This is a genomic window from Rhizobium sp. 2YAF20, assembly GCF_052114685.1.
Lineage (GTDB): Bacteria > Pseudomonadota > Alphaproteobacteria > Rhizobiales > Rhizobiaceae > Rhizobium.
Window position 1 is genome coordinate 39,685 of record NZ_JBFRFF010000037.1, and the last position, 24,258, is coordinate 63,942.

26 protein-coding genes and 3 pseudogenes are annotated in these 24,258 nt (G+C 56.6%); 11 read left to right on the forward strand and 18 right to left on the reverse strand.

The window, feature by feature from the left end; genetic code table 11:
- Nucleotides 1-40: 40 nt before the first annotated feature.
- The 9 genes and pseudogenes from AB4Z52_RS28700 to AB4Z52_RS28740 form a co-directional block, all read right to left on the reverse strand.
- Entirely contained in the window at nt 41-1,597 is a 1,557-nt protein-coding gene (locus AB4Z52_RS28700) for a mercuric reductase (protein WP_442221282.1), read from the reverse strand.
- Nucleotides 1,594-2,856, reverse strand: coding sequence for a glucoamylase family protein (locus AB4Z52_RS28705; protein ID WP_442221283.1), 1,263 nt, complete (start codon nt 2,854-2,856; stop codon nt 1,594-1,596). The genes AB4Z52_RS28700 and AB4Z52_RS28705 overlap by 4 nt, the downstream gene beginning before the upstream one ends.
- 445 nt (nt 2,857-3,301) lie before the next feature.
- A complete protein-coding gene (locus AB4Z52_RS28710; RefSeq protein WP_442221284.1) occupies nt 3,302-3,619 on the reverse strand; it encodes a hypothetical protein in 318 nt (105 codons plus the stop codon).
- 530 nt (nt 3,620-4,149) lie between these two features.
- Entirely contained in the window at nt 4,150-4,344 is a 195-nt protein-coding gene (locus AB4Z52_RS28715; RefSeq protein WP_442221308.1) for a hypothetical protein, read from the reverse strand.
- Nucleotides 4,345-4,370: 26 nt separating this feature from the next.
- A pseudogene (locus AB4Z52_RS28720) lies at nt 4,371-4,811 on the reverse strand (helix-turn-helix domain-containing protein); the annotation flags it as partial.
- A gap of 211 nt (nt 4,812-5,022) precedes the next feature.
- Complete coding sequence (locus AB4Z52_RS28725; RefSeq protein ID WP_442221285.1) at nt 5,023-5,253, reverse strand: LysR family transcriptional regulator; 231 nt, start codon at nt 5,251-5,253, stop codon at nt 5,023-5,025.
- Nucleotides 5,254-5,303: 50 nt separating this feature from the next.
- The gene (locus AB4Z52_RS28730) at nt 5,304-5,447 is read right to left on the reverse strand and encodes a hypothetical protein (RefSeq protein ID WP_442221286.1); all 144 of its coding nucleotides are present in this window, start codon (nt 5,445-5,447) and stop codon (nt 5,304-5,306) included.
- A gap of 119 nt (nt 5,448-5,566) precedes the next feature.
- Complete coding sequence (locus tag AB4Z52_RS28735; RefSeq protein ID WP_442221287.1) at nt 5,567-6,058, reverse strand: RrF2 family transcriptional regulator; 492 nt, start codon at nt 6,056-6,058, stop codon at nt 5,567-5,569.
- A gap of 57 nt (nt 6,059-6,115) precedes the next feature.
- The gene (locus tag AB4Z52_RS28740; protein ID WP_442221288.1) at nt 6,116-6,580 is read right to left on the reverse strand and encodes a group III truncated hemoglobin; all 465 of its coding nucleotides are present in this window, start codon (nt 6,578-6,580) and stop codon (nt 6,116-6,118) included.
- Between the two features lie 470 nt (nt 6,581-7,050).
- Between AB4Z52_RS28740 and AB4Z52_RS28745 the strand changes: the two genes are divergently transcribed.
- A complete protein-coding gene (locus AB4Z52_RS28745; protein ID WP_442221289.1) occupies nt 7,051-7,380 on the forward strand; it encodes a c-type cytochrome in 330 nt (109 codons plus the stop codon).
- Between the two features lie 312 nt (nt 7,381-7,692).
- On the opposite strand, the gene AB4Z52_RS28750 is transcribed toward AB4Z52_RS28745, so the two are convergent.
- The gene (locus AB4Z52_RS28750) at nt 7,693-8,061 is read right to left on the reverse strand and encodes a DUF488 domain-containing protein (RefSeq protein WP_442221290.1); all 369 of its coding nucleotides are present in this window, start codon (nt 8,059-8,061) and stop codon (nt 7,693-7,695) included.
- Between the two features lie 142 nt (nt 8,062-8,203).
- Between AB4Z52_RS28750 and AB4Z52_RS28755 the strand changes: the two are divergent.
- The 3 genes and pseudogenes from AB4Z52_RS28755 (at nt 8,204) to AB4Z52_RS28765 (ending at nt 12,088) form a co-directional block, all read left to right on the forward strand.
- Nucleotides 8,204-8,862, forward strand: a pseudogene (locus tag AB4Z52_RS28755) (transaldolase family protein).
- A gap of 265 nt (nt 8,863-9,127) precedes the next feature.
- On the forward strand, nt 9,128-10,663 hold the full coding sequence (locus AB4Z52_RS28760; RefSeq protein WP_442221291.1) for an FAD-dependent oxidoreductase: 1,536 nt from the start codon (nt 9,128-9,130) through the stop codon (nt 10,661-10,663).
- Between the two features lie 1,140 nt (nt 10,664-11,803).
- A complete protein-coding gene (locus tag AB4Z52_RS28765; protein ID WP_442221292.1) occupies nt 11,804-12,088 on the forward strand; it encodes a DUF2945 domain-containing protein in 285 nt (94 codons plus the stop codon).
- A 132-nt stretch (nt 12,089-12,220) separates the two neighbouring features.
- Here AB4Z52_RS28765 and AB4Z52_RS28770 read toward each other — a convergent pair whose 3' ends face one another.
- From AB4Z52_RS28770 to hmpA, 3 genes are all read right to left on the reverse strand, one after another.
- Nucleotides 12,221-12,739: a uracil-DNA glycosylase family protein gene (locus tag AB4Z52_RS28770; RefSeq protein ID WP_442221293.1), complete on the reverse strand. Its 519-nt coding sequence runs from the start codon at nt 12,737-12,739 to the stop codon at nt 12,221-12,223.
- A gap of 433 nt (nt 12,740-13,172) precedes the next feature.
- Nucleotides 13,173-13,640 carry an RrF2 family transcriptional regulator gene (locus AB4Z52_RS28775; protein ID WP_442221294.1) on the reverse strand — a complete coding sequence of 156 codons (468 nt, stop codon included), beginning with the start codon at nt 13,638-13,640 and terminating at the stop codon, nt 13,173-13,175.
- Between the two features lie 72 nt (nt 13,641-13,712).
- Nucleotides 13,713-14,921 (reverse strand): NO-inducible flavohemoprotein, encoded by a 1,209-nt coding sequence (gene hmpA / locus AB4Z52_RS28780; RefSeq protein WP_442221295.1) that lies wholly within the window; start codon nt 14,919-14,921, stop codon nt 13,713-13,715.
- Nucleotides 14,922-15,444: 523 nt separating this feature from the next.
- Here hmpA and AB4Z52_RS28785 point away from each other — a divergent pair.
- On the forward strand, nt 15,445-15,759 hold the full coding sequence (locus tag AB4Z52_RS28785; RefSeq protein WP_442221296.1) for a signal-transduction protein: 315 nt from the start codon (nt 15,445-15,447) through the stop codon (nt 15,757-15,759).
- 786 nt (nt 15,760-16,545) lie between these two features.
- On the opposite strand, the gene AB4Z52_RS28790 is transcribed toward AB4Z52_RS28785, so the two are convergent.
- The 3 genes from AB4Z52_RS28790 to AB4Z52_RS28800 all read right to left on the reverse strand — a co-directional run bounded on the left by AB4Z52_RS28790 (nt 16,546) and on the right by AB4Z52_RS28800 (nt 17,871).
- Nucleotides 16,546-16,845: a helix-turn-helix domain-containing protein gene (locus AB4Z52_RS28790; protein WP_442221297.1), complete on the reverse strand. Its 300-nt coding sequence runs from the start codon at nt 16,843-16,845 to the stop codon at nt 16,546-16,548.
- A 96-nt stretch (nt 16,846-16,941) separates the two neighbouring features.
- Nucleotides 16,942-17,343 (reverse strand): nucleoside diphosphate kinase regulator, encoded by a 402-nt coding sequence (gene rnk, locus AB4Z52_RS28795; protein WP_442221298.1) that lies wholly within the window; start codon nt 17,341-17,343, stop codon nt 16,942-16,944.
- Nucleotides 17,344-17,367: 24 nt separating this feature from the next.
- Entirely contained in the window at nt 17,368-17,871 is a 504-nt protein-coding gene (locus tag AB4Z52_RS28800; protein WP_442221299.1) for a PTS sugar transporter subunit IIA, read from the reverse strand.
- A 505-nt stretch (nt 17,872-18,376) separates the two neighbouring features.
- Here AB4Z52_RS28800 and AB4Z52_RS28805 point away from each other — a divergent pair.
- From AB4Z52_RS28805 to AB4Z52_RS28815, 3 genes are all read left to right on the forward strand, one after another.
- Nucleotides 18,377-18,790, forward strand: coding sequence for a DUF5602 domain-containing protein (locus AB4Z52_RS28805; RefSeq protein ID WP_442221300.1), 414 nt, complete (start codon nt 18,377-18,379; stop codon nt 18,788-18,790).
- A 101-nt stretch (nt 18,791-18,891) separates the two neighbouring features.
- Nucleotides 18,892-19,314 (forward strand): plastocyanin/azurin family copper-binding protein, encoded by a 423-nt coding sequence (locus AB4Z52_RS28810; RefSeq protein ID WP_442221301.1) that lies wholly within the window; start codon nt 18,892-18,894, stop codon nt 19,312-19,314.
- Between the two features lie 103 nt (nt 19,315-19,417).
- Complete coding sequence (locus AB4Z52_RS28815; protein WP_442221302.1) at nt 19,418-20,218, forward strand: ATP-binding protein; 801 nt, start codon at nt 19,418-19,420, stop codon at nt 20,216-20,218.
- Here AB4Z52_RS28815 and AB4Z52_RS28820 read toward each other — a convergent pair.
- Nucleotides 20,215-21,066 carry a LysR family transcriptional regulator gene (locus tag AB4Z52_RS28820; RefSeq protein ID WP_442221303.1) on the reverse strand — a complete coding sequence of 284 codons (852 nt, stop codon included), beginning with the start codon at nt 21,064-21,066 and terminating at the stop codon, nt 20,215-20,217. The genes AB4Z52_RS28815 and AB4Z52_RS28820 overlap by 4 nt on opposite strands.
- A 418-nt stretch (nt 21,067-21,484) precedes the next feature.
- Here AB4Z52_RS28820 and AB4Z52_RS28825 point away from each other — a divergent pair, with 418 nt between their 5' ends.
- The 3 genes from AB4Z52_RS28825 to AB4Z52_RS28835 all read left to right on the forward strand — a co-directional run bounded on the left by AB4Z52_RS28825 (nt 21,485) and on the right by AB4Z52_RS28835 (nt 23,483).
- Nucleotides 21,485-21,805: a hypothetical protein gene (locus tag AB4Z52_RS28825; RefSeq protein ID WP_442221304.1), complete on the forward strand. Its 321-nt coding sequence runs from the start codon at nt 21,485-21,487 to the stop codon at nt 21,803-21,805.
- Between the two features lie 145 nt (nt 21,806-21,950).
- Nucleotides 21,951-22,433 (forward strand): hypothetical protein, encoded by a 483-nt coding sequence (locus tag AB4Z52_RS28830; RefSeq protein ID WP_442221305.1) that lies wholly within the window; start codon nt 21,951-21,953, stop codon nt 22,431-22,433.
- 153 nt (nt 22,434-22,586) lie between these two features.
- Complete coding sequence (locus AB4Z52_RS28835) at nt 22,587-23,483, forward strand: universal stress protein (RefSeq protein WP_442221306.1); 897 nt, start codon at nt 22,587-22,589, stop codon at nt 23,481-23,483.
- Nucleotides 23,484-23,512: 29 nt separating this feature from the next.
- Here AB4Z52_RS28835 and AB4Z52_RS28840 read toward each other — a convergent pair.
- A pseudogene (locus AB4Z52_RS28840) lies at nt 23,513-24,258 on the reverse strand (IS5 family transposase); the annotation flags it as partial.

Consider the following 24,258-nt stretch of genomic DNA (forward strand, 5'->3'; position numbering starts at 1 on the left):
CCAATAATGTACTGAGGCCGGTTCCGGGCTTTCGATCCAATTAGCGCCGGTCTCCGTAGCTAATTCGCCTTTGTAACCAGAGCCAACCTCTGGACAAAAACTTGAGCAGCGAGGTCCGCCGGGCTCGGTCAAAGGCATCTGCAGCCATTTTGATGGCCATCGTCTGTGTTGGATACGTGTGAATGACCTTGGCGAGGGCCCGCAAACCAATTCCAGATGTTATCGCAAGCGAAACACCGTCGATCATTTCGCCGCCATGGCGTGCGACCACCGCGGCGCCGAGTATCCGATCTGTACCCTGCTTAACATGAATTTTTACGAATCCATCCTCTTCCCCATCCGTCACGGCACGATCTACGTCGTGCATTAGGATGGTGTATGTGGTCACGGGAATACCCCGCGCACGCGCCTCCGCAACATACAGCCCAACATGGGCGATCTCCGGATCGGTATAGGTGCACCAGGGGATTTGCAGCTTACTCAACCGTCTCCGGCCAAAGACCAGTGCGTTTGTTACCGCCGTACCTGCGGAAGCCTCGGCAGCATGGGTGAATTTATGCTCCATACACACGTCTCCGGCGGCATAGATTTTACGGTTGCTGGTTTGCAGAAAGTCGTTCACGAAAATTCCGTTCTTTGTGTCGAATTGCACATTGGCGACCTCTAGGTTCAAGTTTTCGACATTCGGCGTGCGCCCTGTCGCAACGAGAATTTCATCAACGGGAACGCTGGATTTCTCCCCGGCGCTCACGAGCTCCACAACTTTTTCCGCCCCGTCTAACTGCACGCCCACAACGGCTGTGTTCAGACGAACGTCGACGCCGTCGCGTGCCAATGCATCCGAGAGAATGTGCGCTGCGTCGCGCTCTTCCTTCGGCAAGAACATCGGGTCATTTTGTACAATGATGACATGCGAACCGAACCGACAAAATGCCTGCGCCAGTTCGCAGCCTAGAGGTCCGCCACCCATCACCAAAAGCCGCCGCGGACATTCCGTCAGGTTAAAGACGTTCTCGTTGGTAAGGAAGCCAACGTCGTCTAACCCCGGTAACGGTTGGACCAACGGGCGCGCACCTGTCGCGATTAGCGCTTTCTTAAATCGCAGCGTCTCCCCAGCTACCTCCACTGTGTTAGGTGCCGTAAAGCTTGCTTCCCCGAAATAGACATCAATGCCAGCCTCGCTCAATCGCTGAGCGGAATCCGCTTGGCTTAATCGTATCCGGAGCCGCCGCATACGCTCCATAATCGCCGCGAAGTCGACGACGACATTGGCCGGCACTTGAGCGCCCAGGATTTCCGCAGCGCTCATCTCAGCGTATAGCCGCGCGGTGCGAATGATCGCCTTCGACGGCACGCAGCCGACGTTTAAACTGACACCGCCTATGAATTTGCGCTCGATCAAAGCCACTTTCGCGCCGAGAGCCGCTGCTTGGCGCGCTGCAGTGATCCCGCCAGGACCGGCGCCCAGGACAACAAGGTTATATTTGCTTGCATTTGTCGGGTTTTGCCACGTGGGGGGACGAACATTGTCAAGAAGCCTGCTCCGCAATTGGCCATCCCGCGACCCGTTTGGATCTGATTGGTCCTTGCGTGTCACGACAACCAGCCGCCGTTAAATCCAGCGCGGCGAAGGCCCTTGACTATGTGGGGGCATTGCCGGGTCAGCTTCCAAATCAACCCCGAGCGATAATTCTCGATCATCATCACAATGATCCCCTGATCGAGTCCGAAGCAACCCTCCGATACCCATCCCCCTTGCCCGTGATCCGACAGCGTCGCATTGAAACTGCTGGTAAACCTCGAGTTTCGGATCGCCTCCGGATAACGCGAACAAAAGTGGCGCAAAGCCGACAGGGCAAGTTCGGGCGCGAATGGTAGCGACGCCAGCGCCGCGCATGGATCAATTGTTCCGTCATCGGGTCCATAGGGCACGCCGCGTGCGGCATAGCTGAAAAAGCGGCGCTCTCTCCCCTCGATTTTCAGCTTTCTGAAACCCGGGCCATCATTTGCCGTGATGCCCCAGCAATCCTTGCCATATCCTGCAAATTCCCGTGGGTTCCGTCGCGCGTATTCGCGCTGGACATACGTGGCGCGCCGGCTGTTTTCAAAGTAGTCACTCTTCTTCTCGCGCATGAAACGGTCGCGTATGCCGGAGAAATCGATCCAAGCCTGGGAATAGTGATGAATGAACAACGGACCCGCATAGAGAAATTCCAAATCGTAGATATTTTCCCACTGATACGTGCCTGTCCATTCAATGTAGCTATGTTCGGGAAGCGGACAGGTCGGGGACGCAAGGCCGAGAACATAAAGAATGATCGCTTCATCATAGCCATTCCAGCCATAGTGGATAAACCCGCCCTGCGGCTTCCAACCCTGTCGAGCAGTTCTCTCGCCGCCGCACGCCCAGTCAAAGTCGACACGACGGTAAAGTGAATCGGCCAACCCTCGAATCTCGTCCTCGTTTGGTTCATTTCCGCCAAAATAGACACCGGCAGTCAGTATCCCCGCCAGCAAGAATGTCGTGTCAATCACCGAGATTTCGCAGTTCCATGCACGCCTACCATCGTTCATGTCGAGAAAATGGTAGTAGAAGCCTTTATATCCGGTTGCGTCCGGTAGTTCGCTCTGCGAGCTCCTGTCGAAGAAGCGCAAAGTTGCGAGCGTCCGAGCCGCAGCTTCTGCCCGTGTCATCCAACCACGCTCGACGCCGACGGGGTAACAGGACAGCGCGAAGCCGACCACAGCAATGCTTGCCGGGCTACCCGCGCGACTGGTGTCGGCCACCAGGCCATTCTCAGGATTGGATTGTTCCAGAAAATAGTCGAACGCTGCACGCTGGAATAGCTCAAGCAAATCGTCGTCGGATCGGTCAGATGATTCAGGCAATATCGTTCACTCCCTAAAGGAGATCTTTCCCGCCGGGTCCCACGAACTCAATACGAAAACCCTGGCCTGTGCACTTTTGATAAATCGATCTGCGCTCAAAACGCCGACGATGATGCTTCCTGAGCGGCTGACATAATTCCTTGCGAACCCAAGCATCGGACCGTGCCGAGCGGATTGAAATTTCCTATTGATCAACTGTCGTTCTATCGAGTGTGAAACCGCAGTCATGATAGTGCGGCAGGGGCATCCCGCTCCCGCAAGCAATGCTTCGCGGGTCCGCAAGCAATCTAGATGAATGGTCATTGGTGCGCTCCTTGCCTGCCGCGATGCAGCGGTTACTAATGCCAGCCTTGGGCGGACTGAAATTACCCTGGTTGGGATGACGTCTTTGGCTGCACGGCCGGACATCATTCTACCGCCGTCGAGCATTGCGAACCGCATCGAGATCATCCGCCTGCTCTTGCACGCTCTTCAATAGTTCCTCCGCATATTTCTCCGCTGAAGAGATATCGGCTGCATCCAGCCGGGCATCGCGGCACTTGCAGTCGACCGCATGGCGCACCGCTGCCATCAGAGCAGATCGCTTTTGCGGATCATGGAGGCGAAGTAGACGTATGAGCGCCGTGTCCGCGATGAGTTCGAGGATCATCAGACGCCCTTCGATTGCACCGAGCGAAGGAATAGCCTTGCCGGGTTCGCCTCCCAGTGCGTCGCGTTTAGCTCTGAGCATGATCAAATCCTTTATGGGCGCCTCCAGGCATTCTGCGGCCTCGGCGAGGCTAGTGCCGCCACAAGGGCGGACGGGCCGCAGACACGTCTACAACCATTAGTCTGTATCGTTTCTCGACAATGAGCAAACGGAATTAATTGCCATTTAAATACAAAAATATTGTATTGAAAATTAGAGCCCCGCCCCGGCACGGTTTGCGCGAGGCGGATAAGTCTGCCATTGACTTGGGATTGTTGGGTATCTGTTGGAACTCACCGCAGCCAGCCGCGATTTCCGCATGAATGTCACGCAGGATGGCTGCCGGGCGGCTTTCGGTCTGCTAGAACGTCCAGCCGTCACTCGACGCGTTCTGTTGCCTTTCAAAGGCTGATGTTGCGACACCCCGGCGTTTGCAGATTCCGAGCGCGAACAGAACATGGCCTGCTGGAAATGCGCATCGCATCCGGCGAGCAGGGCACACTCGCGCCTTCGTCGACCGCAATGACTCCATACGGAACCAGGCCGCTTGAATCCTTGCCCGTCAGGTCATTCTACGTGGAAGCGAGCATGGTCATATCGCAGGGCGCGTCCCAGATCGAGCCGCCCTCGATATAGTGAGTTCTCTTGGGCTGCGTCCGTGCTTCCTCCGCAATGCGTTCCCGGCGAACTCCACAGATTTTCTTGACGAGGTCGAGAGTAATCTCGAGCTTGTTCGACAATATCGGCATTGCAATCCAAGCAAGCAACGAATTTTCCCGTCTAATTCGACGCCAAGTTCATCCTCCAGCGCACGAGCGCGATTGGTGATGTTCGAGGGCGCACGATTCACAATCATCGCTGAACGCGTCACGGTGGATTGTTCTGCGACATCTAGGAAAATCTCGAGGGCCGGTAAAATCCATAATCTCTCGGCAAGGTCGCCGGGAGGATGGTTTTCGAAGATTGTTCCTCGGCGGAGAAAGAACGATCGTATGAATGAAAACAATTTGGATGTATTCCTCGACGATGTGGCTTGCAAAATAATCAGTGCCCACTGGCCATTTCGGGGCGAGCCCGATCTCAGCGGTTCGATGGCTTCTCCCAATGAGCATAGCGCAATCTGTTTGTTACGATCGTTACCGAGAAGGTTAGGCCGTTGACATTCTACTGCAGACGACGCGGCGAGAGGCTTGGGCGAGGTATCTGGAATATTCCCATTCCGGTCGATGGCCAAGAAATGACACCTGACATTCTCATAGCCCCCGACCCCTACTCATTTTTCATCCAGACCAGCCACCCAAGGAGAATGGGGTTCCAGAGGCTGAGCTCTCCTCCCATCGCAATAGCGGCCGTCTGCCCTTGCGGAATGGCAATGTGAAGACGCGCACGCTCCCATGCCTGCATTAATGATTGCGCGAAACGCTCAAACTCCCGTCCTGCCGCCGTCAACTTGGCACTGATTGGTTCCGGATGAAGAGCTTGCGTCCGAGTTCTTCTTCAAGTGTCCGAATGCGCGCACTGACGATGGTTTGCGCCACGTGAAGCGCTCGGCGGCTTTCTGAAAGCTTCCAGTGTGAACGATTTCGATGAAGGTCCGGGCGCGGTCGATATCCAAGTCGAGATTTCCACCGTTTTTTTCCGCATCGTGAAAAGTTGACATAGATTCCAGCAACCATCACTTTGGATTCAATCCGACCGTCCTGGGTCTCGATCGGAAAGGCACTGACTAGACGAACATCATGACGACGATCGCGCCGATGACAATCAGGACAAGCCCGCCTATCAACATCGGCAACAGACTGTCGTCCGAGTCGATACCAGATTCTATTTTCTTTGTTACCTGCTTATCGTTCTTCTTTGATTTAATCATGGCTCATCTCCATAAGAGGTACTTCGTAGGTATAGGTGAGGGTGACGGGTGCCTGCTCTGTCCTCGAACCGATGCCACGACGAGACGTCGGGCTCTCCATTCTTCGTTCCGCAATCACCTTATCTCCGATCCGAAAAAAGACGCCGACTTTGCCCGCCGTCTCGCGCTAGGCCGGAACGGGAGGATGGTAGCTGTCCACTGAGGAAGTCCTGGGGCATCAGGGCCACGTCAGCCAGCGTGTAGCGGTCAAGGATGATCTGGAAGGAGGCCATCGATTCGCCAAACACGCTTGAAAGCTTGCAGGAGCCGGTGAGAACGCATTGGTTGCCGGTGGCAAAGCACTCCACAATCCCGAAATCCGGCTCGGTCAGTCGTATGACATTGCCGATCCGGATCATCTCGGGCGGGAGCCCCAGAACAAGGCCACCGGAACGGCCGCGGACCGCCTTCAGATAGCCGCTGCGGGTCAGGATATTGGCGACCTTGTTTAGGTGGCTCTTGGACACGTTGAAGGTGCGTGCAACCTCCTCGATCGTGATCAGGCGATCGCCGGCGGAGGCAGCGTACATCAGCATCCTCAAGGCATAGTCCAAGAAATTGGTCAGCCACACGGATTGCTCCTTTTATGAGCGGCGCCTTTGTATCGGCCATTCAAACACCACTCCCCATCACAGGTCTTTCTCGGCAATGGGGTCGATGCCAATCGTGGTCTCGCCACGGCTGAAAGCGACCGCGAGGCGGAAACTGTGAGCGATGCGTAGCGCGCGGTTCATGAAAAGTGCTGTCACCTCGGGCGGGCAGATGTGACGCACGGTGACGCGAAACAGCTTTAACCAACGCCGAAAATGTTCCTCGCCGAGATCGGAAATCGCCAAATGTGGCGGCAATGGCCGGCCTTTATATCGGGACGTCTGGAGCAGCGTCGCGGACCAGAAATCGCACATCTTAGCCAAATGGTGTGGCCACGCGTCTGGCTGGATGGCGCGATGGAAGATCGGGCCGAGAAGATCGTCGCGGCGAATTTCATCATAGAAACCGTGAACCACATCATGGATCATGGTCTCGTCAAGCACATCCGGCATCGGGACGCCGTCGATAATAATGGTTCTATTGCTCCGGCTATTCCCGGTCATCTGCATGCTCCCATTTTCTCAAGGCCATGGCGGCTTTGGCATTCTCGCCGAGCGCAATCAAGGTTTCCTTGTACGGGCTCCTGGAGAATACCCGCCGATGGCCAACACCAAGAACTGCCTCGGTCGACATCGAAAAAGCGCGAGTTTACAGCCGTGTCTTACGATAGGATCGATGGATTTACATTTTCACGCTGTCTCGGCAACCAACTCCAGACAGAGTTCCAAATAAAACATGTATTGTCAATATATGTTTTAAACGAAGCGATAATGCAATGCAAACCCGATCGGCAAACCAGCACTGTCGGTCCGCTGGACCAATCTCAACTCTGGCAATTCGCACATGACGACGGCCGGTCGGAAGCCGGACAAATAGTGCGGGTCCGGTAGACGGTTGTATCTCCGTCATTTCCGGCGGCAGTTTGCGCCCTTTACAGACCGCTCGTTGAAAGAGGCAAAACATAAAATCGACCATGCTTGGATTGGCGACCGCAATTCTGACCGCAATCGGCTCCGCCCATGCAGAGGAGCCATCATCCGGCAATGCCGAAGCCAGCGCCTTCGTCTTCAGAAAGTGCATGGCCTGCCACAAGGTCGGCTCCGACGCAAAGAACGCAATAGGTCCGGTCTTGAATGGGGTCGTCGGCCGAGTAGCTGGTGCATATCCGAATTACAATTATTCCGCGGCGAACAAGAATTCGGGCCTGACCTGGGATGAGCGGACGCTGACGGCGTATCTGCGCGCGCCGCGCAAAGTGGTCCCCCGCACAACGATGACATTTGCCGGTCTCAACAAGGACTAAGAGATCGCCGACGTCATTGCATATCTGAGACAGTTCAACGCTCAGGGCCAGAAGTTCGCGCCCTGAGCCAGGCAGGCGACCCGCCCCGACTGCAAAGCATAACCTTTCTCCTACACCAGGGCCTGGGCCACTCACGATCCACAAGTTCGGCGCCTGCCTGCGCAGCCATGGTGCCGACCATCATTGGATCGAGGGATATCGCGGCGACATCTTCGTGTTCGTGTCGGATGCGAGCGACGAGGCAATCCTTATAACGAATTCTGCGCCCTTCTCGATGCTGTGGGCGAAACAGAGAAAACGGGCGATGCCTCTCTATCGATGTGTCTGCAATATCTCTTTGAGGACGACGGCATCGTTGTGTGTCTCGTCATGAGCTGAATAGATAAGCGTGACCGTGCCGTCTGCTATCAGGCCTCGCAATCGGTCGAGTTCATCGCGATGCTCATGGATTTCCGCCGTGTACCGCTTGCGGAATTCGTCCCAGCGGGCTGGATCATGTCCGAACCATTTCCGAAGCTCGGTGCTTGGCGCGAGTTCCTTCATCCAGAGGTCGATCGCTGCTTCGCTCTTCTTAACCCCGCGCGGCCAAAGCCGGTCAACCAAAACGCGCATGCCGTCGTCGGTGTCCGGGGTTTCATATGCCCGTTTCAATTTCACTCTTTCGGAGATTTTTTTGCCCATCGACGTCGATCCTAACTGTCCACTGCTTTCAAGTATCTAGGGTGTTCCATCACAACTGCGAGGGCAAAATCATCGTTCTGGGAACCGAGCCAAGAAACCACATCAAATCATCGCCGGGCTATTCACGTTGAGGAGAAGGACAATGAAGTTCTTTATCGATACAGCCGGCATTGCTGAAATCCGCGAGCTTGCCGCCGCAGGCGTTCTCGACGGAGTGACCATCAACCCTTCGCTGATCGCAAAGACCGGCCGACCGATCAAGGATCTGATCAAGGAGATCTGCCAGACGATCGACGGTCCGGCTTCAGCAGAAGTTACCCCGCGACCGAGTTCGACGGCATGCTCGCCGAGGGAGAGCGATTGGCCAGCATTGCCACTAATGTGGCCGTCAAGGTGCCATCCACCTGGGATGGATTCAGCGCTTGTCGGGCACTCAGCGCGCGCGGGCCGAAGGTCAATGTCGCGCTCTGGTTTTCAGCCACCCGGGCGCTGCTCGCCGCCAAATCCGGTGCGGCCTACATCTCACCGTTCGTCGGCAGGCTAGATGAACTCGGGCTGGATGGCATGGAAGTGATCCGAGAAATCCGCACGATCTACAACAATGGCAAATCCTTCATGACGGAAATCCTGGCATCCTCAATTCGCACACCTCTACATGTCAAGCGGGCGGCGATAGCAGGCCCCAATATTGCGACCGTACCGCCGGGGGTGCGTAGAAATCTCGCCAAACACCCGCTTACCGAGAAGGAATTGGTATCCTTCCTCGCCGACTGGGGTAGGACAGGGCAAGCGATCCTGTGATATTCGACATGAACTACGAGGGTTCTGTTTAGCTATCATAAGAATTGTAGACAATTGCCGATTAAATTCGTTTGCACGATACCTCAGAAGGAGGGAAACTCCATCATATATCCTGTTTGATCGGTAACGAATGAGAACGTCCAACGTTCGACAGACTGAAAGGCGAAGGCGCTAGCCAGGCAAAAGGTATTCCGAGGCTGGTTGGCCTGGGAGTTCCGCTCCGCCATACCGACATTTTCACACTGGATCGCCAAGGGAGAAGAATATGGCTGAAGTCCATATTAAACTAAACGGGCCAGATCTTGTCCAGGGCATCGCGCTTTCCGATCTACCTGATGGCGGCAAGCTTGTTGGTCGCTGCGGCGACGAGCAGGTGTTGCTTGTGCGCCGCGGAGCCGCGGTCTTCGCTGTCGCGACGAAATGTACACATTATGGCGGGCCGCTCGTCGACGGTCTTGTAGTCGAGGATACCATCCGGTGTCCTTGGCACCACGCCTGCTTCGATTTGCGTACGGGCGAGGCCTTGCGTGCGCCCGCCTTCAATCCAGTCGTTTGCTGGTCGGTGGAACAGCGAGATGATCGGATATTTGTGGGAGAAAAGCGCAAATGGACGTCACCGAAGCAGTCCGATGGACGCTCCGGCCAGATTCCGGATAAGATCGTCATAATCGGCGGCGGCGCGGCCGGTTTTGCAGCGGCCGAAAGATTGCGGCGCGAACACTATCAAGGCAGCGTCGTCATGCTTAGCAACGACGATGCACCGCCCGTTGATCGCCCCAACCTTTCGAAAGACTACCTCGCCGGCAAAGCATCGGAGGATTGGATTCCACTCCGTGGCGAAAGCTATTACGCAAAGAACCAAATCGACTTGCGTCTCAATGCGAACGTTGCCAGCATCGATGCTGGTTCTGGCGAGGTCGTACTCGCGGACGGGGCCCGTATCCCCTACGACAGACTGCTGCTTGCGACCGGAGCCGAACCGGTCCGTCTTACCATTCCCGGCTTCGACCAGCCGCACGTTCACACGCTGCGCTCGTTCGCAGATTGCAAGGCGATCATCGAGCGAGCCGCGACGGCGCGGCGCGCCATCGTGCTTGGCGCCAGTTTCATCGGTCTGGAGGTTGCTGCGGCCCTGCGCTCGCGCAATCTCGAAGTACATGTCGTGGCGCCGGATAAGCGGCCCATGGAGCGGGTCCTGGGCCCGCAAATGGGCGACTTCATCCGCGCCCTCCATGAGGAGAACGGTGTCGCGTTCCATCTCGAGAATATCGTCAGCAGCATCGACGGCACGAAGGTGAAGCTTAGCAATGGCGATATGTTGACGGCGGATCTCGTCGTCGCAGGCATCGGTGTGCGGCCGCGGACTGAGCTTGCCGAAAGGGCGGGGCTGTTGGTTGAAGACGGGGTCGTTGTTAACGCGTTTCTGGAGACGAGCGTACCAGGGATCTTCGCGGCCGGTGACATTGCGCGGTGGCCTGATCCCCACAGTGGCGAGAATGTTCGAGTCGAACATTGGGTGGTCGCCGAGAGGCAGGGGCAAACCGCGGCCCTGAACATGCTTGGCCATGGCCTGGAATTCACCGCCGTGCCGTTCTTTTGGAGCCAGCATTACGATGTTCCCATCAACTATGTTGGCCATGCCGCGCAATGGGACGAGATCGTGGTCGATGGAGACATCATCGACAAGGACTGCCTGCTGCGCTTCAAGCGCGGTGGGCGTACGCTGGCTGTCGTTTCGATCTTCCGCGACACTGAGAGCCTGGAGGCCGAGGCGGAAATGGAGCACCAGATGGCGACGTAGCAAAGTGCTCTCGGGCACAGCAATCAGGGGAAGAGCGCAAAGAAATGGCTGAGCGGAATGCCCGTCGTGACCAAAGCAGTTCGAACTATATTCACAAAGCACCAGGAACTTAGCGCCACCGGGTATGTGCATGGTCGCACCCTCTCAACAGTATTCAACGATCGTCAAATTCATCGGAGAGGTCGCCAAGGAAGCGGCCAGTGCAGCGCCGACGTTGGTTGAAATCTTCTCGAACGGTAATCAGTGGTACGGCCAAACGAAACGACCGCCGATGGGTTCTTGTACCAAACAACAGGCTATGCGGATTCGAGATAACCAGAGAATGTTGATCGCAAAAGCGGAACGGCTCGGATCATGTTCGAGTAGGACGAACAACAACCAGTAATCAAGCTCAGTGTCGATCTGACTTGGCGGTTCGATGTACGCCTGATCGGCCTTTCGGCCGCCGACGTTCTACCGCCGCCGTGATGGAAGGAAGAGCAGCCTTTGAATGTGAGAGCGTGATCCGCCGAACATCGAGCGACGGATTGAAGGCCTACGCGCTGAATTCAAAGGTCTTGCTGGCGCAACGGTTGAGACGGAATGGCGTGGCGCGGTTGTCAATCCGACCGGTTTGCTGATCGACTCGGCGTCTATAACCGATCTCATCGTCACAGCGTCGCCCGAGGGCGCCTCTCCGGGCGACGTTCATCGTTCCGCTGATCTGGGCAACCTGATCCTTCAGGCAGGACGACCCGGTCTCGTCGCCTCGACCAATCAAGAAAATCTCCGATCAATTGGGTTCTTGTCGGACGGAAGGAAGATTTCCGCCGCCGGCGACATCGCCCGCCGGCTCGACCGTCTCGCCGAGGTGAGAACATTCGCGTGGAACACCGTGGGGTCGCTGAACGCCAGGGCCAGACCGCGGCACGCAACATGCTTGACCGTCGCGAACGGCTCGGTTGCGTCCCATTTTCCGGACCGAACAGTACGATTTCAGCTTGGCCTACTTTGGTCCGGCGAAGGATAGGACGAGGCAGAAATTGAAGGTAACCTCACGGCAAGGGACTGCTCGGTCACTATCGGCGCGGCGGCCAGAAGTCGGCAGCGGCCTTCGTCCATGCCGACTCGGCGGGACTCCGCGCCCAACGGGAGTTCGGGATGGCCAAGAACGGGTCACTTCAAGATCCGGTCCCTCAGGAAGGTCTCGCGCCGCCGCTCGCGATGACGAAACGGCTTGAGGTCGGGGATCGGGCGAGTTGGAACTCGGAGGCAGGCCGCGTCACCGTCACGGGCACGATCATTGCGATTCATACTCAAAATATAGAGTACAAAGCCCACACGCATTACACGAGCCCGCAGTCTCCTCACTACGAGATCAAGAGCAGCAAGACCTACCATGTAGCGCTGCACCGCGGCCAGGTGCTCACCCGATTGAGCGACTGATGGGAGCCCCGGCGTGGGCGTGTTTTGCTGAACGCGGCAGAAATTTCGGACCACCGCCGACCAGGCGATCACGCCAATCCGGATCTGGCCTGGCCGAACTGATCTAAACAATCAGGGGTATCACGACGCCGGTTAATAAGGGACAGCTACGTTGCCCAGGATGGCGGCAACCCGGATGCGCAGATGAGGCGCCAACTCGTTCTCAAACCATGGGTTGCGACGCAGCCAGACTGTGCTGCGCCACGAGGGATGAGGCAGCGGGATCACTGCGGGACCATAGTCGCGCCACGCAGTGACGGTCGCGGTCATCGACCGCCCCGAAGTGTGCTGCAACGCCCATCGTTGAGCGTAACCGCCGACCAGAAGCGTCACTTCCACCCTCGGGAGGCAGGCCAGAAGCGACCGCCGCCAGAGCGCCGCGCAGCGGGGCGGTGGTGGATAGTCGCCGCCTTTAGGATTGGTCCCCGGAAAGCAGAACGCCATAGGGGCCACGCCAATACGCGAGTCCGCATAGACGGCGTCGCGATCTAGCCCAAGCCATTCGCGCAGACGATCGCCTGAGGGGTCATCGAATGGCAGTCCACTCTCATGCACGCGTCGTCCTGGCGCCTGGCCGCAGATCAAGATACGGGTCTCAGAGGTTACCTGCATCACCGGGCGCGGTTCATGGTCGAATTCCCCAGCACACGCTCGACAGGCACGAATGCTCGAAAGCAACGCGTCAAGTTGCGGCTGTTCCGAACTAGCGGGTATTTCGGGGCTCCGCAGGTCGAAGTTAGTTGCAGCAACGTCCACCAAGTCGTTCCAATCCTATTGTTGCTCTGACTTATGTTCAGTTCAACGGCTGACCAATGAGAATGTGGGAACCTGGGTGAGATTAGAGCAGGTGCTACCAGCGTCGCGCGACCCTTCGCCGCGGTGAGGGAGTTTGACGTTTCTGGGTTGCGAAAGTTGAGCGAAGTTGACGGGCCTTTCGTTGCGCCCCCCCCCAGACTGCGGCGGTCCGCCGCCCAGACGCCACTGTCAGGGTCTCGTATTCCTGCTGACTTCTGCGAACGCGGGACCAAGGACGACATCGGCCTGTTCATCGCGGCCGCCCTCCAACGGCCCGGTTGTCCGAAATACCTAGGAGTTGCCTTAGGTCGGCGGCAGGATCGATCAGATCTTGAAGGGTATATCCGTCGAGAATTTCGAGAAAGGCACTCGTCGCTAGCGCAAGCGCGCGCTTTAGCACGCATGATGGTTGTACGACACAGACGATTCCGGCTCCCGGCTCCATACAAGGAACGAGAGCGAAATCGGATTCCGTAGCCCGCACGATTTCGCCGATGTGGATCAAAGAAGCCTTTCGACCGAGCCGCATACCACCTTGTCGGCCTCGCACAGTCTCGATCAGACCCTTCTTACCTAGCTCGTGCGTGATCTTCATCAGATGGGCCTTCGAAATCCCATAGGCGTTAGCGACGTCATCGATCGTGACGAGGTCGTCTCCTCCCAGGCCGAGATACATCATCAGTCGCAACGCGTAATCGGAATAAACTGTCAGCCGCATCAACTACCTCTTGGTTTTGCGCACCATAGCAGGAGCAGGCGGCGGAGCGAACTCTGACGCCTGAGGCAAATGTCATGCAGCGAGGTCGTCGGCCGGCCCGAAAAATTCGTAGTGGACACGGTCAGCCTTCACGCCCGCATTTGCGAGGCCGTTGACGAAGGTGGCCAGGAACGGCTTGGGACCACAGAGGTAAACGTCGGCCTCCGTCAATGGCGTATTTTCCGCGAGCCATTCGATGGTGACGAAGCCCTCATGATCGTAATGGGTCCCTTTGCGGTCATCTGCGTGCGGACTCTGGTAGAATACCGCCGTTCTTAGGTCGTCTCGCCCGAACGTCAGCTTCCGGACATGTTCGCTCATGGCGTGTACTTTGCCGTCCTGAGTTCCATGTATGTAGTGCACGTTCCCAGCATTTGCGCGGCCGGCGACGGTCTCCAGCATGCTGATCATCGGTGTCAAACCGACACCACCGCTTAGCAGAATCACAGGCCGCTGGGTGTCTTCCTTAAGAAAGAAGTCGCCAGTGGGCGGTGCAACATCGAGGATGTCGCCTTCAGACACATTGTCGTGCAGATAATTAGAGATCAGACCGGAGGGCTCACGTTTGACGGAGATCCTGTAGTGGCTGCCGTTGGAAGCAGACGAGATACTGTAGTTGCGTCGATGCTCGCCCGCATCCGGTACGACGATCCGGAATGTCAGATACTGGCCGGGACGGTGCTGGACAACGGGGCCGCCGTCTTCAGGTTTAAGGACGAAAGAAGTTATGATGTCACTTTCGCGCCGCTTCGTCTCGACCCGGAACCGCCGCCACCCGACCCATCCGCCTTCTGAGGCAATCAGTTCGTCGTACACCTGCTTCTCTCTGCCGATCAAGATATCGGCCAAGAACCAGAATGCCTCTCCCCATGCGGTGACGACCTCATGAGTGGCAGCATCGCCCAGAACTTGTTTGATGGCGGCTAGGAGTGCCTTTGCAACATGCGGATAATGCTGCGGTTGAATGTGGAGGCCGACGTGCTTCTGCGCAATCCGTTCGATGGCCGTGCCGAGAACGCCAAGATTGTCGATGTTTTGGGCATAGGCAAGTATCGCATTCGCTAGCGCCTTCGTCTGCCCTCCGCCTTCGCCCTGATTGGACTGATTGAAGAGATTGCGGACCTCATCATCTTTGAAGAGGAGGACGTACATTGCAGCGGTGATGTCCGTGCCGTGAGCCGTTAATGCAGGGGCGGTGGCGCGGACGACTGCCTTTGTAGCCTCGGTAAGCTCTCTAGCCATTTGGGTCTCCATGATATGAACGACGATGTCCCAGATCTATGCCTTAAAAGGTTTACGTGCAATATATCTTTTGACGATCATCCTGCGCGATTGTGTCACAACTGGGTTCGTTACTGCCTACCAAGCTCCATTGAGCGATTGTTGTGGTCGCGTCAGCCATCAAGCCGAAACGCCGCAGGTCGCAAGCTCAATATTGAGCGCGATCGTCGTCATGAGGCCTGTCTAATCTTCGAACGGCGCGGCGCGCGGTTCAAATGAAAATGCCCAACGCAAATAGCGGCGCTCACGGCTGACATTCTTTTCGGCAACCGTTGTTTCCATGTCATTGTTGCTTCACGCTGGCGGTTACGGCCATCATCATCAGGTTGCCGATCTCCTTCGGCGGCTGAGAGCCGGGAAAAGGACGGAAAGATGCTGGTCGATCGAGTACTACCTATGGCCCGTAAGAGACTCGTCACTGTGGGATATGATGCGCCCTTGCTTGAAGCAGCGCGACTGCTTGGTGGCTCATCGGACCTCGTCGTTGTCAGCGGCAAAGGACGTAATTACGAAAACCGACATCGTAAGGCAGATCGGCCAATGTCAGGGTTTCACCTGCGAGATCGCGATATCGTTGGTGATGACACAGGATGTCACCATCTGCCGACCGACGGACTGGTTGCACGAGGTCTGGTCGATCATGAAGGAACGACGGCTAAAAAATATTCCCGTCACCGACGCAGTATCTCGGCCGATCTGGGTACTCAATGCGCGAGATGCACTCGAGATCCTCATGCAGGAAGTGGAACAAATGGACACTTTGTTGCGCGATTATGTCATGGGCGTTGGCTATCGCTGATGGACGTCTATTGAAAATTTGTGTTCTAACGGACGGAATCCGCGACCAGCGGGATTGCGTTTGATCGAACCCTTGTCAAAGGCAGCGGTTTTGCAATGAAAAATGAGGAGACCGACATTGATTCGGTCTCCCATTTCATGCGGTAGCTCCATCCGAGAACGCGCCACCGAGTAGCATGACGTCACCATCGAATAATCTGGAAGAGGCTCCATTCGCGCGGTACTGGCCTGTGGGATTCGAACAGGCGTGGCACTTGGCGACTGCCTTGTTTTAATGCGACAGGGGAACCGGCAGGCGAAGGAGTCCAGCGTGCCGTGTCTTTGTGTCGATAACGCTCACCCGCGCCCGTAGTTTCAGATCGATGTCCTGAGCCCAGTAGAATTGAGGTGAGCGCAGCGGCTTCGAACTGTCAGGTGTGGTGCGGTCCCCGCGAGATAGCCCTTCGACCGATTAGGTCGGTCACGAGGGCCTGCCGCATCGGCGGTCAGGATTGTCACGCGCCCGCCATAGCCCTCACGCCGGAGGGTTTCAGCGGGCGCCTGGCCGGCAGCGCCGCCACCGACGATCATGCAGGGAGTCATTTGTGTCGGAGCTCATGAAAGGCCTCCTATTGGGCATGGCAGATCGGGCCGCCAACGCGCTGATGTGGATCTCGGCGGCAACCGAGTGCGCCACGTCCTGAAGAATTTGCAGCCGCACCCTCGGCAGGAGAACCCGCAACGCGGCACACGTCCGCCTGAAGGCAACGAAAGTAGGACAACATCGAATACGTTAACCTAACGTCACCTACGGAACGCGGTCAGCTGAAACTATACCGCCTTCATTCTCCAGCACCGCGATACGTTTAGCTTCAGATTTTGTGAATTTCAGACGCACACCGATGCCCCGGCCGTTGTCAGAAATGAATACGGCGCCGGCGTTTTCCAAAGCCAATTGTACGGCAAACACTTCATCGTCAGTTGGTTCGGCGAGCTTACGCTCAAAATGCACGATGGTTTCGATGCTAACGCCCGCAGATATTGCGAGACGCTCGCGCGAGAAGTCGATAAGTGCCCGTGCTGCACGACATTGAGAGCCAGTGATCATAATTCACCCTCCATTGCGCAATACGCTAACCCAACGAGCGCCGCAACTAATCGCCAGATCTGATTTCACGCGCGAACTCGCTTTCACAACAACATGCTATGACACACCGGTAACCGCTAGAACCCTCAGCTTGTGCTGCCGATCATCGCGTGCGGTCCAGTGCATCACCTGGCCGGCGGCCAGGCCGAGAAGGGCAGTTCCTATGGGAGTGAGGATGGATATCTTTCCTTCTGAAATATCGGCGCCTCTCGGGAAAACGAGTGTGACTCTTCGCGCACCAGTATCCGCCTCATACTCCACCGTCGATCCCATACGCACGACATTTTTGGGCACGGAGACGTCGGCTACCACACGTGCGCGTTCGAGCTCGCGCAAAAGACCACCGCAAATCTCGGGAAAGCGATCAGCCAAGGCGACGGCAACGTTGTTCAATCGCTCGTGATCCGTCTCACCAATCACGATTGATGGCATTCGCGGGTTCTTGATCTGTTTCTTCATTTTACTCACGCGTCCTTTTTTTGTTCACCTGAGCGACACCCAGGTAGCGGCTCGGTCCAATATCGGGGGCTCCTTCATCGCTCTCGGGTCACTGTCTAGGATTGCCATCACCTCGTCGGAGGACCGTGCCAGTCGAAGCCCCTCGCAAACCCGAGGCGCCCGAACCCGTCGGCACAGTTGGGCGAGTGCGGGCAGGAACGTGGTCGCGGCGGGGCGGGGCCAAAGCAGCGTGAAAACAAGATCGACGGGATCGCCGTCCGGACTGCCGAAATCAGTGGGGACGGCTAGTCGCGTGAACGACGCAACGGGACACGAGATCGATCGTAACATAGCATGCGGGATAGCAATACCGCGGCCAATACCTGTTGTGCCGGCACTTTCTCGCGTCCAAAGGCTCTGAAGAACAACTTGATCATCAACTTCAGTTTTTCGCGCAATCTTGACAGCAATCTTGGACAGCGCTGAATGCTTTCCCTTTGTCACAAGGTCAAGCGTGACGTCTTCTTCTGACAGATTTCTGAAAATCATCGTAGTCGCCTCTAAGCCGAGCCGCGCAAGTGCCAACAGAGCGCGCTTGGCACTCCGTCTGCAGCGGTGTCACATTGAATTGAAGTGCTGGCTGACCCGGACGCGAAGCTTGGTTCGCGTCCGGGCTAGAGGCATGCTTTAAGACGTCCTGGGTTTCGCTGGTGCGTGAAGATAATCATAGTAGTTAAAAGATGGTGAGAGAATTTCTGAAATCAAGCGAGCGTTGAGAGTCTCGGATCGCAGTTGAGTTCGCCATCGTGCGTTAAGTTTACTTTCGGCGAACGGCCGGCGAATAGGAAGACCCATATTTTACGCTCAGCTGTGTTTTGGTGATGCAGGCGGACACAAAAGAAAGTGCAGAAATGCTGCATTGAAATGCCGGTTTATTTCGTTGGACTAATATCGCCGTCTGGTTCTTGAATGGCTCTACGCGACGGATCGTGAGCGGCCCGTTGCTGCCGGAATTTAGGCGATCGCGAGTTTGAACGAAAAAGGAAGTCCCCCGATGAAAAAACTTCTCCTCGTACCTGTTCTGACACTGGCCAGCTCGCTTTATGCTATGGCGGCGGATGAAGTGGCAAAATCGCCACCAGCCGCCCCTTATCAGCAGGTAAGCAAGCTGGTGAAGTTACCTGATTTCCTACCCGGCATGGGTCAACTCTTCGTCGATCCGGCGACATTGCCGGCCGGTCCGTTCCTCGCATATGATCACGACGGAAAGCTTGTCAGCACGATCTATATGCTGCCGACCAAGGATCTCAATCCGGACAAAGCATTCGATAACCTTGCAGCGCCTGGCGGAAATGTCGACCATGTCGACGTCTACTACAATGCCGGCCATCCAGGCGTCGAAGAGCCGCATATTCATGTGGTACTGTGGCATGTCCCAGCGGCCGACGAAGCGAGCGTTGCCAAATGACGGTCGCGCGGCGTGACGTGCTGGGCTTGGGCGGCGGGCTCCTCGCCGCCCTTTCCCTATCCCAGCGAGATGTATGGGCCGAAGAGGTGGTGGAGATTCGGATGCAGGGGCGCCCTGATGGCTCGCGTGTCTGGTTCGATCCGATTGGCGTTCTGATCAAGCCCGGTCAGTTGGTCCGTTGGATCAACCACAACCCCGGCAATTCGCATACAACGACCGCCTATCATCCAGCAAACTTCGGGAGGCCGCTCCGCATTCCTAAGGCGGCAAAACCCTGGGATTCAGACTATCTCCTACCTGACGAGAGCTTCTCGGTTACCTTCACCGAGCAAGGGGTTTATGACTATTATTGCGTTCCCCATGAGCACGCTGGAATGGTCGGTCGCATTATCGTCGGCAAACCAGAAGCGCATGGCAGCTGGATGGAGTCGGTCGCCGCAAGTCGCGGCGTGCCGGATGAGGCGCTGAGGGCGTTTMCGATGGTCGAAGAGATATTGGCAAAGCGAGTGGTCCGTCAGGTTTAGAGAGCCGAGCGGACAGACTCGGCAGTTGAAACCGACAGATGAAGACGAAGCGGAAGGGGACCGGAGTTTCCCGATGGTCGTCGTTGAAAAGGAGATAGCTACCATGGCAGACATGGCGTTTCCGAACGAGATTTCGCTGCAATCGGAGGCGGAGCACAGCGGCCGGACAGGGGCAACCCAACAACGCGGGGGCGCGGTACATCGACTCGCGTCCTTGGGCGAGATGACCGGCGGCATAGTCCATGATTTCAGAAACCTCCTGACGATTATCGAATCCGGCCTGAGGCTCGCCGAAAGAAAAGCAGACCAGCCGGAGAGCGTGCGCGCCTGTATTGCGGCGGCGCGCGAAGGCGTCGATCGTGGCGTTGAACTGACGTCCCAGTTGCTCGACTTTGCAAACGATAAGGAATCCGACGTCCAGGCGCGCGATTTGAATGAGCTCGTCCGCTCCTTCGAGCCTTTGCTCAGATATGGCGCGGGAGCCGACATCCGCGTCAGGCTCGAACTTGGTTCCGACGTCCCGAACTGTCTCGTCGATCCGACGTTGTTCGACGCCGCTGTTCTCAATCTTGTCCTCAACGCTCGCGATTCCATGCCAAGCGGCGGCGAGATTTGCATCGTCACAGAGCGCCTTCTCAAGGCGGATGCCGCGCCCGGTCAACCGACCCCAGGAACCTATGCCCGCCTAAGCGTTAAGGACCAGGGCTGCGGCATGCGAGCGGAAATTTTGCAAAAGGTGTTGGACCCTTTCTTCACGACCAAGGGCGAGAACGGGACGGGAATGGGATTGTCACAGGTATACGCGACTGTGAAATTGGTCGGCGGCCATTTACGCATCGCAAGTAAGCGAGGAGCCGGAACCACAGTCGATCTTCTGTTTCCATCGACCGAAACGGCCGCCTAGGCCCCCATGTTGCCCTCGGAGAGGGCGTGCAACCCGGTCAGGGCAGGGCCCACAACGCTCTCGTCAGAGTTTGCAGACCATACTGCGTAAATAGGGTAGGAGTATTGCGGCATTTCCGGCACGAGATGGAGCTGCCCCGCCGCAATATATGGCTCCGCCACGCTCATTCTGAAATACCCGGAGCCGCCGCTCGCAAGCACATAGCTGAGCGCCAGGGGACCGAGATCGAAAGAAAGGTCGGGTGTGACATCCGGGAAGTTCATGTCGTGGTGCAGCACGAAATCCGGCCCCCAATCCATGTATACGTAATTCGTCTCCTCGAGGCGCTCCACTCCCGGGTCGGTTGTCAAAAGCACGAGCTTCTCTTCCGTCAGCAAATCGATTTTAAGGCCGGGGCGATGTTGTGGCGCATACATGATCGCCACATCGACTATCCCCGAAGCGACTTGATTAATCAGGTCCTGAGGCACGTCGACATGGACGCGAAGCGCGATATCGGGAAGTGACTGACGAATCCATCTGACCCAGCTCAGCAGGAGTGGTTCCGCAAGAGTGACTTCGCTGCCGACCGTCAGCACCGCTCGGCGGCCTGGCGGCACCGCGACCTGTTGCCGAGTGCGCTGCCATAACTGAACGTACGCCGGCGCGTGGCGCAGGAACTGCTCGCCAGCCGGGGTGAGCGACGCTCCGGCTTTGTTCCGAACGAACAGCGGCCTGCCGAGCAATTGTTCGAGGTTGCGGATCCGCGCGCTGACGGTCGTCTGAGCAACATTTAAGCGTTCTGCGGCCCGAACGAAGCTTCCCGTTGAAACTATCTCCAAGAATGTACGGGCGAGCTCGATGTCCATCGATGAATTGGATAAACGCGCGCTAAAATGTCAATTGAATTCCTCTGATAGAGATCTGTCGCCAAATGAGCTCTGTGAATTTCAAAGCACGTCATTGTGGCAACTCCGCAGGCGCCGATGTTGCGACCGTACCGCCCAGGAATCTTGTAAACACCCACTGCCGATAAGGCACTAAACATCCTCCTCGCCGATAAAGGCAGACCTATTCAGACTTGATCGCCGCTGGAATAAACAATCCAACAGTAAAAATGCACACAATGAACGATTAAATTCGTTTGCTTAAGAGGCGCGATAATAACAGGATGACAGTAATATCAAAGGCCGGAGCTGACAGAGGTCATGCTCACAGTACCGCAGCCGTTCGTCGCGAGCAGCAGGCTGGCCGGCCGCTACAGCAGTGATCGAAAGGAGATGAACAATGTCAACGTTGGCCTCGCCCAAGCTTGGTTTGAACGTGCCCGCCAAGCACTATTCAAGGTTAATTAAGTTCATCGAGGAGATTGCAAGGCATGAGCCGCAGGGGGCGGCCACCTCGGTTGATATCTTTTCAAACGATGACAACCAGTGGTACTGCCAGGTATGCCGTGGCGGACAAAAGACCAAACCAATGGGCCCTTCCTCCAAACAACAGGCAGAGCGCGTCCAAGACGCTCGCAGAATTCGGATTGCAGCAAAGGGCACCGCCTGGCTCGTCTTTGAGGAAACTGGACAGGACGAGAATGGCCCTAGTTCGTGTTAGTTAAATGCTACTCGAGTGGATTTTGGGTGAACGCGTGAGCTTTGTCAGGCGGTTCCGCGCCGAAAGGACCCAACCACAAACTCTTGTAGCAGTGCGGGACTGGTAGATTAATTTGAGGAGCTCATTCGCTCCGAGGAGCTATGCCATGACGACGCCGCTTGTGTGTTACCTAACGACGAATGATCACGAGATCCTCAGAGAAATTCTTGATCAGGACCCTCGCGACAACGCTTACAACCGATTGCTTACAAGTAAGCTGTCGCAGGCAGAAATCTGTCCTCCCAGGAATGTTCCCGATGACGTCGTGACGATAAACAGCCGTGTGACATTCCGCCTCAATGCAGGTGCGCCACGGACAGCCCTAGTGGTCCAAAATGAGAGCCATGACTTTCCGGTTTACACCGTCTCGGTGAGGTCCCTTCTGGGATTGGGGATGGTTGGTTTAAGAGCGGGTAGGACGATTGCGATAGAAACAGAAGCAGGCGGCTCACAAACCATAAATGTGATGCGGCTCGATTTCCAAGGTCTTGCCCCTCGTCTCAGGCTGGTCAACGTGGTCACCTCAACCTTTTCGCAAAGGAAATCCCTAGAGCATCCGCCCGATGAACCTGGCCCAAGCGCCGCATGATCTTCGTTGCAGACACGATTGTCGAACAAATGGACAGGGCATTCGTAAGACCGCAAGTGAACGCTTCAACCAATCGACCGATTGATTTGAAGCACGAAACACGGGAACGGTAGATTGTCTCACAATAGAACCATATCGAACTCTTCATCTGACATGGCGGGCAGCACCAAAGATCGACGCTTGCCGAGCCATATTGTTTTAGCGACGGATTTCACTGCGCGATGCGACCGTGCTCAGGATCGCGCAGTGCAGCTCGCCATGGAATGGAACGCAAGCCTGACCGCCGTTCACGCCCTAGATGAGTTCGGCCTGGCTACCGACACGACAGCTCGAGACGCGTATAGTCGGGCCGTGATGCGTAACGCGGAACGCCTGCGCGAAGAACTTGCCTGCATCGAGGGGCTTCGCTCGTCGGTTGTCGCCGACGAAGGCGCTTCCGCGGCCGTCATCCTGGCCGTCGCGGCGAAAGAGCGGGCTGAACTGATCGTTACCGGAATAGCAAGTGCCGGGCCGCTGAGCCTGATGCCAATTGGCAGCACTGTGACCGAGCTAGCGCGGTCAACTCAAATTCCGCTTCTGGTGGTGAAGAAAAAGGTCTTTGACACCAAGGGGCGGACGCTTTTGGCGACTGACCTGACTGTATCGTCAAAACCAGCTTTATTGGTGGTCTTGAATTGGTTCTCTCACCGGTACCACACGCTGTTTCACGCATACGATCCACCATATCGAATGTGGGTGGATGATAAGGCCGCTTATGAACGTGATTTCGAAGGATCTGCTATCGACGAATGCCGCAGCTTCATCACAGAGGTGGCCGGTCAGCAGACGCTCGCGGAGTTTGATATCGTGGTTCGATGCGGAGACGTGGTAAATGCCCTCCGTTTGCTGGTAGACGAGGCTGATATCGATCTCGTTGTTGCAGGAACCCACGGGCGAACGGGGCTGATGCATGTTCTCTTGGGTAGTGTAGCCTCGCGTATCCTGAACGACATCCAAAGCGATGTGCTGGTCGTGCCCAGTCGCTCGGCGTTGGTGCAGGGATCAGTATGAAGGCGCGGCTCGGTTTTTTGAGGGGTTGGTTACTTTGAATTCGCCGTTGCCGCTTTGCAACGGACGGAAACCGGGCGTGCAGTGTCAAGCATCCGGTTGAGAATGGTAACACCGATGGCAACTTCTGTCTGCTGAGCATGGAATGATCGTGCCCGCAATCGCCGTCCAATGAGCGCTTATATCTGCCCATCCCCGTTTCAACCAAGGCCCGTTTGCCATGCCCGGTAGAAGCCTGCCATGCGAGGCGGCCATCCGTTTTGATGGACGCGATATGATGATCGCGCTGGCTTGGCGGTTCAGTGTCTTGATTTGCGACGGCTGTTGAGCGTGGTGGAATGACGACCTTTGCTTTTGTGCTGTGACGCAGGACGGCCTCATAAATCGGATCGCCGTCATAGGCGCCATCGGCGGTGAACTGGCCGATCGCAGCGTCGATCTGATCGAGCAACGGCTCGACCTGCGAGGCGTCGCCGGCGTCCTGATCCGTGAGCACATGCGCAATGATCTCGCCACTGCCGGCATCAAGCGCCAGATGCAACTTGCGCCAGCCACGGCGGGATTTTGCGCCATACTTTTCTTCCAACCATTGACCCGCCCCGTAGATCTTCAGCCCGGTGCTATCGACCAGAACATGAAGGGGGCCATCCGCGATAGACTGACGGTCATTGCCTTTGGCAGGTGGCCTCCCGGTTCTTGCCCGCCGGCTGAGGGTTGTGTGGTCGGGCACGGGAAGCTCCAATCCCATCAGCTTAAGCACCGAGCCCAGTAATCCTTC